The sequence below is a fragment of the Desulfoplanes sp. PS50 genome (assembly GCF_053851535.1).
The window spans coordinates 123,532-134,737 of sequence record NZ_JBSPZA010000006.1 but is presented as its reverse complement, the minus strand read 5'-3'; the positions used below and the strand labels follow the sequence as shown (position 1 = coordinate 134,737).

The 11,206-nt window shown below is 54.0% G+C and carries 9 protein-coding genes and 2 rRNA genes; all 11 read left to right on the top strand.

From position 1 onward, the window contains the following. Positions 1-165, top strand: a 23S ribosomal RNA gene (locus ACTVJH_RS04535); the annotation flags it as partial. A gap of 28 nt (positions 166-193) precedes the next feature. Next, positions 194-308, top strand: a 5S ribosomal RNA gene (rrf, locus tag ACTVJH_RS04530). An 827-nt stretch (positions 309-1,135) separates the two neighbouring features. Next, on the top strand, positions 1,136-1,543 hold the full coding sequence (mraZ, locus tag ACTVJH_RS04525) for a division/cell wall cluster transcriptional repressor MraZ (protein WP_455987903.1): 408 nt from the start codon (positions 1,136-1,138) through the stop codon (positions 1,541-1,543). After that, a complete protein-coding gene (gene rsmH / locus ACTVJH_RS04520; RefSeq protein WP_455987901.1) occupies positions 1,543-2,511 on the top strand; it encodes a 16S rRNA (cytosine(1402)-N(4))-methyltransferase RsmH in 969 nt (322 codons plus the stop codon). Before mraZ ends, rsmH begins: the two co-directional genes overlap by 1 nt. After that, on the top strand, positions 2,508-2,807 hold the full coding sequence (locus ACTVJH_RS04515) for a hypothetical protein (protein ID WP_455987899.1): 300 nt from the start codon (positions 2,508-2,510) through the stop codon (positions 2,805-2,807). Before rsmH ends, ACTVJH_RS04515 begins: the two co-directional genes overlap by 4 nt. Further along, positions 2,807-4,771 (top strand): penicillin-binding transpeptidase domain-containing protein, encoded by a 1,965-nt coding sequence (locus tag ACTVJH_RS04510; RefSeq protein ID WP_455987897.1) that lies wholly within the window; start codon positions 2,807-2,809, stop codon positions 4,769-4,771. The genes ACTVJH_RS04515 and ACTVJH_RS04510 overlap by 1 nt, the downstream gene beginning before the upstream one ends. Beyond that, positions 4,762-6,222: a UDP-N-acetylmuramoyl-L-alanyl-D-glutamate--2,6-diaminopimelate ligase gene (locus ACTVJH_RS04505; protein ID WP_455987895.1), complete on the top strand. Its 1,461-nt coding sequence runs from the start codon at positions 4,762-4,764 to the stop codon at positions 6,220-6,222. The genes ACTVJH_RS04510 and ACTVJH_RS04505 overlap by 10 nt, the downstream gene beginning before the upstream one ends. A gap of 39 nt (positions 6,223-6,261) precedes the next feature. Then, positions 6,262-7,638, top strand: coding sequence for a UDP-N-acetylmuramoyl-tripeptide--D-alanyl-D-alanine ligase (locus ACTVJH_RS04500; RefSeq protein WP_455987893.1), 1,377 nt, complete (start codon positions 6,262-6,264; stop codon positions 7,636-7,638). Next, positions 7,635-8,711: a phospho-N-acetylmuramoyl-pentapeptide-transferase gene (mraY, locus tag ACTVJH_RS04495; protein WP_455987891.1), complete on the top strand. Its 1,077-nt coding sequence runs from the start codon at positions 7,635-7,637 to the stop codon at positions 8,709-8,711. Before ACTVJH_RS04500 ends, mraY begins: the two co-directional genes overlap by 4 nt. Positions 8,712-8,726: 15 nt before the next feature. Continuing rightward, positions 8,727-10,043 carry a UDP-N-acetylmuramoyl-L-alanine--D-glutamate ligase gene (gene murD, locus ACTVJH_RS04490; protein ID WP_455987889.1) on the top strand — a complete coding sequence of 439 codons (1,317 nt, stop codon included), beginning with the start codon at positions 8,727-8,729 and terminating at the stop codon, positions 10,041-10,043. Continuing rightward, positions 10,012-11,118: a putative lipid II flippase FtsW gene (gene ftsW, locus ACTVJH_RS04485; protein ID WP_455987887.1), complete on the top strand. Its 1,107-nt coding sequence runs from the start codon at positions 10,012-10,014 to the stop codon at positions 11,116-11,118. The genes murD and ftsW overlap by 32 nt, the downstream gene beginning before the upstream one ends. Positions 11,119-11,206 lie beyond the last annotated feature (88 nt).

Genomic DNA, 11,206 nt, shown 5'->3' with positions numbered 1-11,206 from the left:
ATAACCGCTGAAAGCATCTAAGCGGGAAACTTGCCTCGAGATAAGATATCCCTCATCGCAAGATGACTGAAGGTCCCTTGAAGACTACAAGGTAGATAGGCCGGGTGTGTAAGCGCAGCAATGCGTTCAGCTGACCGGTACTAATAGACCGCGCGTCTTAATTGCAAATCGCTCTATTTTTCTTAATATTTGTCCTGGTGACCAAGGCGGAGGGGACACACCCGATTCCATCTCGAACTCGGAAGTTAAGCCCTCCAGCGCCGATGATACTCCGGTTCTAACCGCGGGAAAGTAGGTCGTCGCCAGGACTTCTTTTTTCAAATACCAAAGAGCCCCCACATTTCACGATGTGGGGGCTCTTTGGCGTTTGGGAACGAATGGCTGCATCCCGCTCGTCAATAACTTTTGGAGAACCCGTTCTCGATGTCTTTGTGAATATGCCATCACCTCATCCTTCTGGCCCCCTTAGGTGAATTTCAGAAGAGGCGACAACTTCCCTGACACAGGGGATCACTACCTTTCAATATATAACTATCTTTCCTTTTTTGTAACTCTTCAGGTCGAAAAGTAGCTACTCGAACACTCTGATATTCAAGGATATGTTTGAGCGGTATGCAGTGAATGGAAGAAATGAGAGAATTTTAAAAGGTGAAGAAATTGAAACCCTGGATTCTAACTGCTTATAATTTTTGAAATATCTAAAATTTTTGTAACTATTCAGGTGCATTTCTCAAGAATCAGAATTACGAATTTAAGAAATTTAAGAGATTTAAGAAATTACAAGCGGTTAGCGTCCAGGTCCTCAATTTCTAAAATTTCTGAAATCCTTAAATCTCTGAAATTTACGGGCTGGCACTTAAATCTAACGATATATTCCAGCCTGTTGCTCCTGCTAAATTTTGACCTGAATAGTTACAAATTTTTTACGTTGAAAATTCTGATTTTTGGGGAACCGCACCTGAATGCTTACCTATTTTTTTCGACTTGAAGGCAAGATATGTCATTCCATTCGTAATTATCCTTGACATTTTATCGGGTGACTGTGAAGTGATGTGGGAAAATGTGGTAAACAGTGGGAGAAGATTGGGTGTTTCGCGGTCATGCACATAGATCTCAAGACGGGAAGGGGCGTCTGATGCTTCCTCCGGAGTTCCGGGAGGAGGCTCTGCGCAGTGCTTCTGACGGTCGTTTGGTGCTCACCAATTTTGATGAATGCATTGCGGTATACCCATTGCCGGAGTGGGAGGAAATCGAAAAGAGCTTCGCCTCCCTGAATATGGCTGATCGAAAGGTTCGCAATTTTCACCGCTTCTTTATTTCCGGTGCCAGCGAGGTAGTTCTGGACAAACAGGGCAGGATTCTCATTCCTCCGCATTTGAGGAGATATGCCGGTCTGAAGAAGGAAATCGTTCTGGCCGGCGTAGGGCGCAAGTTCGAGATATGGGATCTCGAGCGCTTTGAGACCCAACGGCTGGAGGTGGAGAGAGATTTCGATCCCATATTGGATTCCCTGGCGGAAAGCGGATTCGAGCTGAGGTTCTGATGAACGATAGCGCCCACATATCGGTCATGGCTGACGAGGTTGTCGACTGGATGCGTCCACGACCCGGAGGTCGTTATCTGGACGGAACCCTGGGCCTTGGAGGACATTGTCTGCGAATGTTCGAAAAGACCGAAGGAGATATCGAGATCCTGGCCTTTGACAAGGATGCCGAGGCCTTAGATGCGGCTTCATCGCGTCTTCTTTCCTATACCGACCATTTTTTTACGGTCCATGGTTCGTTTCGGGATTTTGAACATCCCATGAAACAACTTGGTTGGAAAGGATTTGATGGAGTCCTTCTGGATCTCGGAATTTCCTCCATGCAGATCGACCAGCCCGATCGGGGGTTCAGCTTTGTCCACGACGGTCCGTTGGACATGCGCATGGACAAGAATTCCGGGAGGCCCAGTGCGAAAGAGCTCATTGCCCGTCTTCCTGCTCAAAAACTCAGGGACATCATTTGGGAATATGGTGAAGAGCCCATGGCCGGACGGATTGCCCGGGCCATTGCCTCGTTTCGAGAATCGGAGCCCATCGTAACGACGTTACAGCTGGCAGAAATCGTGGCCAAAGCCTATCCGGCAAAACGGCGGGCATTGGCCAGGAATCATCCGGCGACCAGGACGTTTCAGGCCCTTCGTATCGCCGTGAACCGTGAGCTGGACGATTTGCAATATTTTCTCGAACGTATCCCTGAGTACCTTGTTCCCGGCGGACGGATCGTGGTCATCTCTTTTCATTCGCTGGAAGATAGGATTGTCAAGCAGATTTTCCGCACAGAGAGCAAGGGCTGCCTGTGCCCCCGTCATCAACCTGTCTGTGTGTGCGGCCATGAACAGCGATTGAAGGTGCTGACCAAGAAACCTTTGGTACCGTCAAAAGATGAAATGGCTCACAATCCCCGAAGCAGAAGCGCAAAGCTGCGTGTCGCGGAACGGGTGATTGCGGCAAGACGAGGCACTACATGACCCGGGGGGCTGCCATTGGAGCGGTTTTCGGCGTTTTTTTTCTAGCAGTGCTTCTCGCGATGGTTCTTGTGTGGGTGAATATCGAGCGTGTGGATATGGCCTACGATCTCCAGAAAATGCAGGCTGAATTATCCGGGAAAGAGGAACTCGCTGCTAAGCTGGAAATAGAGCGAAACAATCTGGCTGCACCGGCACGGCTTCGTCAGTTGGCTGCAGAGGGTGGATTGTACGAGGCTCGCTCGGGACAGATGCGCAAGATCAAAGATCCCGGGTATGATCGATCCGGATGGAATTGATGGTTTGGAAAAAAAGTTCAACTCCCAGAGATTGGTCCGGCATAAAAATTATCACCCTGGCCGTTATTTTTACCTTGTGTTTTTTGGGGGTCTGGGTCCGAGCCTATTACATCCAGATCAGATCCGGCCAGTCTCTGGTTGATCGCGCTCAACGACAGTACTGGGCATCCAGGACCCTGCAGGGAGAGCGGGGGGCGATCAACGATCGTAAAGGACGACTCCTGGCCAAAAGTGTTCCCACTCATTCGGTATTCATCAACCCCGCTCAAATCAAGGACGCGAAACAAACCATTGCCGCGCTTCACCGAATCGTAGGGGGGTCGAAAAAGAATCTGGCCGGGCTTGTCCGGGAAAAAAGTTCCTTTGTATGGGTCGCCAGACAGATAGGTGATCGGCAGGCCGCACTGATTCGGCAATCAGATCTGCCCGGCGTCTATCTCAAGGAAGAGTGGGCGCGCATCTACCCCCAAGGACATGTAGCGGCTCAGCTTCTGGGATTTGTGGGTATCGACGGGAAGGGGCTTGAAGGACTGGAGAAATCATTTGAGCACACCTTGAGTGGCTCATCGGCACGGCAGCAGGTGCCTCGGGATGCCACCGGGGGGCAATTGTACTCCGGTCAGGAAGAAACAAATGTCGACGGTTCCTCCATCACCCTGACCATCGACAGCGTCATCCAGAGTTCGGCTGAGGAGGCCCTGGCCGAGGCTGTAAAAAAATTTCACGGCAAGCGGGGCAGTTGTCTGGTTGTCGAAGTCGAAACGGGCGATATCCTGGCATGGGCGCATTATCCGTTTTTCGACCCCAACCAATACGCCAAGAGTGCCCCCCAGGTCTGGAGAAATCGTATCTGCCTGGATCTTGTGGAGCCGGGCTCGACCTTTAAGCCTTTTGTTGTTGCCGCATCGCTGCAGAACCGGATCTGTTCGCCTGCCTCCAGGTTTTTCTGTGAAAACGGGGAATGGAGGCTGGGGAGTAATCGGGTCAGGGATACGCACGAATACAAGGACCTTAATGTCAACGAGATTATCCGTTATTCCAGCAACATCGGCATGTCCAAGATCGGTCTTGCCTTGGGGGCCGAGAAATTGTTCAGCCAGCTGCAGGCCTTTGGATTTCTCGAAACCACAGGTGTTCCTGTTCCCGGAGAGGCCAAAGGGATGATCCGGCCGCCCCACAAATGGACGGATATTGATCTTTGCGCCGCGTCATTTGGGCAGGGAGTGGCTGTAACCCCGCTGCAACTGGCCAGAGCCTATCTGGTTTTCGCCAACAAGGGGCGGATGCAGTCTTTGAGGATTGTTCAGGATAGCAGCAGACCCGAGAAATCCACGCGACAGGTTGTACGTGAAGACGTGGCCCAAACCCTTCTTGCGATGCTTCGCGGGGTAGTCGAGGAAGATGGGACCGGAACGCAGGCGAGGATTCCCGGAGTTGAGGTCGGAGGCAAGACCGGAACAGCCCAAAAACCCACGTCCACGGGGGGATACGGGGACACCTTTCTGGCCTCTTTTGTCGGATTGATTCCTGCCCTGGAACCGAAATATCTGATTCTGGCCATGGTCGATGAGCCAACCCCTCAGCATTATGGCGGAGTTGTCAGTGCACCTGTTGTCAGGGATGTGGCCATCAAGATGCTGGCCTATCGGGGAGAGTCCCCCATGTCGTGGGGCACTGGCGAACCGATGGTTGTAACTACCCTCGAAAACAGGGGAAAGACACGGGTTCAAAAGGGCGCGGCCGAAGTGAATGAAGGGGGAAGCCATCTACCCGATTTATGCGGCCAACCCTTGAGAAAAGCGGTGGAGATCATGGCACGACACGGCATTGTGCCGCATATTCAGGGCCAGGGAATGTTCGTGGCCCGTCAGGAACCCAAGGCCGGAACAGCCTGGAGTCGAATCCAGGCTGACTCGCTGAAGCTCTGGCTGACAACCGAGAGGTCACACGTTCCATGCCCATAATTTTTGATCACCTTCGTTGGGAAAAACTCAAAGGCAAGGTCCGAAACGGCCTCGCCGTTAGAACCCATTCGGCACAGGTTCAGGCCGGGGACGTTTTTATCGCCCTGCCGGGCACGCGACATGACGGAACCCTGTATATCGATCAGGCCCTGGAACGGGGAGCCGCATACATCGTTGCCAACAATGTCAACCGCTGGGCCCATGACCTTTCGGCCGAATTCCTGGTCCACCCCTCCCCTCGTCAGGCACTGGGCGAGTTGGCGGCAGCCCGTTTTGGTACGGGCAATGCGTCCATGAAGGTGGTTGGAATAACCGGCACCAACGGCAAAACGACGACCTGCTACCTGATCGAACATCTTTTGACCTCTGCGGGCAAGAAGGTCGGAGTCATCGGGACTGTCAATGTTCGCTGGCCAGGACATTGTCACGATGTCGGCATGACCACCCCGGACTGCTGGACGGTTCACGAATTTCTGGCCCGCATGCGCGAGGACGGTATCGAGGTCGTGTGCATGGAGGTTTCTTCCCATGCCCTGGACCAGGAACGTGTGGCCGGGATCAATTTTGATCTCGCCGTATTTACCAACCTGACCCAGGACCATCTGGATTACCATCATGACATGGAATCCTACTTTCTGGCCAAGGCTCGGCTGTTCCAGGAAACGGACAAGGGCGTGCCCTTTGGGATCATCAACGCCGACGACTCCTATGGGAGACGACTTCTCCAGGGGGGCACCTTTTGTATGGGCTACAGCCTGGAAGCGGGCGAAGGGGATAATTGGCTTGTCGGAAATCTGGCCTCCTGCACCCGCAACGGACTGGAACTGAGCATGACTCATGACCGGTCCAGATGGTCCCTGACTTCCCATCTCGTTGGACGCCACAACGGGATGAATCTTCTGGCGGCCCAGGCCGTGGGACTTTATCTTGGCTTGCCGGTTGAGGCCATGCAGGCATTGCAGACCTTTACCGGGGTTCCGGGGCGGCTTCAGCGGGTCGTGAATCCCCGCGGACTGGACATATTCGTCGACTATGCCCATACCCCGGACGCACTGGAAAAAGTCTGTCAGGCATTGCGGGCTCTGGATTTTCATCGTCTGCATGTCGTTTTCGGATGCGGTGGGGATCGTGACCCCTCGAAACGCCCGATCATGGGGGCTGCCGTGGCCGTCCATGCCGACGTGGCCATCGTCACATCGGACAACCCCAGGCATGAAGACCCCGAGACGATTATCGACCAGATCCTTCCCGGGATGGCCGATCTGTCCGCTTCAGTGATCAGGGAAGTGGATAGAAAGCGTGCCATTGCACGAGCCATTGAAGGTATGGATTCAGGTGATGTTCTGCTCATCGCCGGTAAAGGGCATGAGACCTATCAGCAGATCGGAGACCGCAAATATCCCTTTGACGATGTCCGGGTTGTCGAGGATCTGGTGGGCACAAATGGATGATGCAATCTGCAGCAATATTCAGTTTTTCAAGGAAGTGTGATGCGACTACGGCTTTTGGAAATAGCGTCTGCCATGGGCGCCATCTGTGATGTCACGGACGAGATGGATCGTGATGTCCTTTGCGTGCAAACCGACAGCCGACTCGTACGGTCAGGTGATCTGTTTTTCTGTATCGCGGGTCAGAATATGGACGGACATCGTTTTGCTGCCGAGGCGGTGGCCAAAGGGGCCTGCGCTGTCGTGGCCCACACCCCGCTTCCCGAGATCGCTTCGCCCACCCCCGTGCTCCTGGTCCGCAACACCCTCGATGCATTGGCTCGTCTGGCCTCGTATTGGCGTATCCAAACCCGTGCCACAGTCATTGGAATCACCGGGTCGGCCGGAAAGACAACGGTCAAGGAGATGCTCGCATCCCTTTTGGGCAGAGAAGGGACGACCGCCAAGAATTTCAGAAACTGGAACAACCAGCTGGGTCTACCCCTGTCCATGCTCGCGTGTTCGGGTGAAGAACGATTTTGGGTCATGGAACTCGGGATCAGCAGACCCGGAGACATGGAAGATCTTGGAACCATCCTGCAACCTGATTTTGTTGTGATCACCAATGTGGGACCCTGTCATCTGGAGGGACTGGGGGATGTCGTTGGCGTGGCCAAGGCCAAGGCGACTCTTCTGGACTACATGAAGGACGAGGGAACCGCTGTGGTGAGCGGAGACTATTCCGAGCTGGTGGATCAGGTCAGCAGACGCTCGTCACGAAATATATTTTTTTCGACCCGTGATGCATCGTCGGATTTTTTTGCCGCCTACCAGGGCTCGGATGAGCAGGGGATGGGGCGTTTTCGTCTGATCATGGGCGGACTGGACGAGACCGTGTCTCTGCCCATGCATGGGAAGGAAATGGCGGAGAACTGTATCGCCGTGGCCGCCATGGCCGGAACTCTCGGCCTCGGATCTGAAACCATCTTCCAGGGTCTCAAGGCATATGTTCCGGTTGATCAGCGGTTCGCGGTTGCATCCCAAGGATCGTGGACAGTGATCGATGACACCTACAACGCCAATCCTTTATCCATGCAACGGGCCATTGAGCGGGCGGGGCTCCTGCACCCGGGCAAGCCCCTGGTCCTGGTCCTGGGAGAGATGATGGAATTGGGCAGCTATGCGGAAAAAGGGCACCAGGATATGGGTATGTGGGTTGGGCACTCCTCGTGTTCCCTGCTTTTTTTTGCCGGCCAGCATGCAGATGCTGTTCGTGAAGGACTTGGTACATGGGCAGGACGTTTCATTCCCCTGACCTCTCCCGACGAGCTACGGACCCATGCCCACCTGCTTCCCCCTGAAGGGACCATTCTGTTCAAGGGGTCGCGGAGCTGCAGGATGGAAAGATTTCTCGAAGTATTTCTGGAGGGCGTAGAATGATCTACCACCTTCTCTATCCCTTGAGTAACGACGTGGGTGTACTGAACGTCCTTCGGTACATCACTTTCAGATCCATGCTGGCCATGCTCACAGCACTCGTTTTGAGTATTGTTTTCGGGCCGGTTTTTATCAGCTGGCTCAAGAAGATCAAATGCGGCCAGTATATCCAGGAAGATGGCCCCAAGCATCAGAGCAAGGCCGGTACTCCGACCATGGGCGGGGCCTTTTTGGGTGCCTGTTTACTGGGCAGTGTTCTCATGTGGGGCAACCTTGAAAATCCCTATCTCTGGTTGACCATATTCGTTTTTTCCGGATTCGGCCTGGTCGGATTTGTGGACGACTATATCAAGGAAATTCGCAAGAACAATCAGGGACTCACGGCCAGGACAAAATTTTTCGGGCAGATCATCGTGGCCCTCGGGGCACTGACCATTCTGATGACCATGCCCGGGTACAGCAGTGAACTCATGGTCCCCTTTTTCAAATCGATCCGTCCCGATTTCGGATGGTGGTACATCCCCTTTGCCCTTCTGGTCATGGTGGGATCTTCCAACGGGGTCAATCTCACGGACGGGCTCGACGGGCTGGCCATAGGACCAAGTGTGGTCAGTACCGGTTGTCTGGGAATCTTTCTTTATCTGGCCGGCCATGTGGAACTGGCCAGTTATCTCCAGGTGGCCTATCTCCCCGGAGTAGGTGAGGTGGCTGTTTTTTGCGGGGCCATGGTTGGTGCGGGTCTCGGATTTCTCTGGTTCAACGCCTATCCCGCTCAGATTTTCATGGGTGATGTAGGAAGTCTGAGCATCGGCGGGACTCTCGGGTTTCTGGCGGTCCTGTGCAAGCAGGAGCTTCTGCTTGTCGTCATCGGGGGGCTTTTTGTCGTTGAGACCCTGTCCGTGGTTCTGCAGGTCGGGTATTTCAAGATGAGTGGAGGCAAACGCATCTTTCGCATGGCGCCCCTGCATCATCATTTCGAGCTCAAGGGAATCCCAGAGTCCAAGATCATCATCCGGTTCTGGATTCTTTCCATTCTTTTGTGCTTCATGGCCCTGGCAACCCTCAAGCTGAGATAAGGACGCACGCCCGCAATGCATGAACTCATTCATCCAGGACAGTTGAAAGGACACCACGCGGTGGTTGTCGGTGCCGGACGCTCCGGTATCGCGGCCGCACGTCTTCTCGCAGCCCTGGGTGCCTCCACCCGTCTGGTGGAACGAAACGATGAAGGGATAACCCAGAGGGTCAGAGATCTGGCTTTGGAATTCGGGTGGGAACTGCGAACAGGTGCGCATACCCGGGATGATTTTGCCGGGGTCGATCTTGTGGTTTTGAGTCCGGGCGTACCGTTGTCGTCCATCAAAGACCTGATCCCTGAGAAGACCAAGGTGGTATCCGAACTTGAGCTGGCGTCATGGTTCGTGTCCGAACCCATGGTTGCGGTAACCGGGACGACCGGCAAGACAACGACAACTGCCCTGATCGGTCATATTCTGGAACGCTGCGGCAAGACCGTGTTCGTGGGGGGCAATATCGGGGTACCGCTTTCCGAGTATCTGCTCGCAGGCAAGCCCGCCGATATCCTGGTCCTGGAGGTAAGCTCCTTCCAGCTCCAGCATACGGATTCCTTTCATCCCATGGTGGGTGTTTTTGTCAATTTTTCTCCCAACCATTTGGATTTCCATGCCAGCGAGGAAGAATATTTCATGGCCAAGCTCTCCCTGTTCGCCAAGATGCAGGAAAGGGATCTGGCCGTCCTCCATCTGAGCCTCAAGGATGAACTCGAGGCACGAGTGTTTACCGGGGCCAAGCGGGTCTATTACCTCGGTACGAACCGGTTCGACTGCCCGCATCTCAGGGGACCTCACAACCAGGAGAATCTGGAGGCCGCCTGGCTGGTCTGCAGATATTTCAACATTCCTGAACAGGATGTGGCCGGGAGTCTGGCGGATTTCAGGCCAAAGCCCCATCGTTTGGAAATAGTCGGGGAATATCAGGGGATCACCTTTGTGGATGATTCCAAGGCCACGACCATCACCGCTCTTGAGGCCGCGTTGAAGAGTTTTGATCACCCGATTATTCTGCTGGCCGGGGGGATCTTCAAGGGCGGTGAACCCGCATCCCTGAACGCGTTGATCCGGGAGCGGGTCAAGGGAATCTGTCTGTTCGGGGCGAGCAGGGAAATTTTTGAGCCGGCGTGGAAGGATGTGGTTCCTACGGTGTGGAGTCCGACCCTCGAACAGGCCGTGGAAAATGCTTGCCTTCAGGCTCGTTCCGGAGATGTGGTTCTCTTGTCGCCGGCCACGTCCAGCTTTGATCTTTTCAAAAACTACAAGGAACGGGGCCAGGCCTTCAGTAAAGCGGTCGGGATCTATTATGGGAAACAGGACCAAGACAGCAGCCATTAACTCCATTGACTGGTGGCTTCTTTTCCCGGTGTCCGCACTCACGGGATTGGGGCTGATCATGGTCCTGAGTGCCAGTGGGGTTATGGCCGAAAAAGTCTGGAACGACCCGTATCATTTCATCGTCAGGCAGAGTGTGTTCGCTGTGTTGGGGCTGGGAATCATGTTTGTGGTGGCCAGGATTTCAAGGCGGTTTCTGCATGGGCTTCATTATCCTCTACTGATCATAGCTCTTTTACTTCTGGCGCTGACTATGGTTCCCCAGGTGGCTGTAAGGGCCGGAGGGGCGAGCAGATGGGTCGGGTTGGGTTTTTTCAGCCTCCAGCCTCTGGAGGTGGCCAAGGTAGCCCTGGTTTTTTATCTGTCCTACTTTTTTTCCCGCAAGCAGGACAGGATCAAGACCTTTTACATCGGTTTCGTGCCGCCCCTTGTGATAACATCGACCATGTGCGTTCTGCTGCTCTTCCAGCCGGATTTCGGTGGAGCCATGTTCCTGGTCATGATTTTTTTTCTGCTCTGCCTGGTGGGCGGAACCAGTTTTTTTCATCTGACTTTCTCCTCGATGACCGCCTTGGGATTGGCCGTCGTTTTGGTTATGACTTCACCGTACCGGTTCAGAAGATGGTTCGCCTTTCTGGACCCTTTCAAGGACGCCCTGGATAGCGGGTATCAGTTGGTGCAATCTCTCTACGGGTTCGGGGCCGGGGGATGGTTCGGGGTCGGTCTGGGGGCGGGCAGACAGAAACTTTTTTTTCTCCCCGAGGCGCATAATGACTTCATCCTGGCGGTACTTGGTGAAGAACTCGGGTTTGTCGGGGTTTCTCTGGTCATCGTGCTCATGGGGATCATTCTCTGGCGATCCGTGGCCATTGCCGTCCGTGCCAAGGATATGCAGGACAGACTTCTGGCTTTTGGATCGGGGCTGCTGATCATTCTGGGAGGACTTTTGAACAGTGCTGTCGTCCTGGCGCTGGCACCTCCCAAGGGCGTGGCACTGCCATTCTTGAGCTATGGAGGGAGCAATATGCTGACCAGTTTTTTTTGCATGGGGGTTCTTCTGAATCTGGCCAGGCGCTGACTCTGACAGGGCAGACGTTTTCGACAAGCTGAAAAGTACGTGAGCTGTTTTGGAGTGTGACCGAACGTTCACAACAATCATGGATGAC

Excerpts from the sequence above, each read along its gene's own strand:
- ACTVJH_RS04500 (WP_455987893.1), top strand. The coding sequence starts at position 6,262 with ATGCGACTACGGCTTTTGGAAATAGCGTCTGCCATGGGCGCCATCTGT.
- ftsW (WP_455987887.1), top strand. The coding sequence starts at position 10,012 with ATGGGAAACAGGACCAAGACAGCAGCCATTAACTCCATTGACTGGTGG.
- murD (WP_455987889.1), top strand. The coding sequence starts at position 8,727 with ATGCATGAACTCATTCATCCAGGACAGTTGAAAGGACACCACGCGGTG.
- ACTVJH_RS04505 (WP_455987895.1), top strand. The coding sequence starts at position 4,762 with ATGCCCATAATTTTTGATCACCTTCGTTGGGAAAAACTCAAAGGCAAG.
- mraZ (WP_455987903.1), top strand. The coding sequence starts at position 1,136 with ATGCTTCCTCCGGAGTTCCGGGAGGAGGCTCTGCGCAGTGCTTCTGAC.
- mraY (WP_455987891.1), top strand. The coding sequence starts at position 7,635 with ATGATCTACCACCTTCTCTATCCCTTGAGTAACGACGTGGGTGTACTG.
- ACTVJH_RS04510 (WP_455987897.1), top strand. The coding sequence starts at position 2,807 with ATGGTTTGGAAAAAAAGTTCAACTCCCAGAGATTGGTCCGGCATAAAA.
- rsmH (WP_455987901.1), top strand. The coding sequence starts at position 1,543 with ATGAACGATAGCGCCCACATATCGGTCATGGCTGACGAGGTTGTCGAC.
- ACTVJH_RS04515 (WP_455987899.1), top strand. The coding sequence starts at position 2,508 with ATGACCCGGGGGGCTGCCATTGGAGCGGTTTTCGGCGTTTTTTTTCTA.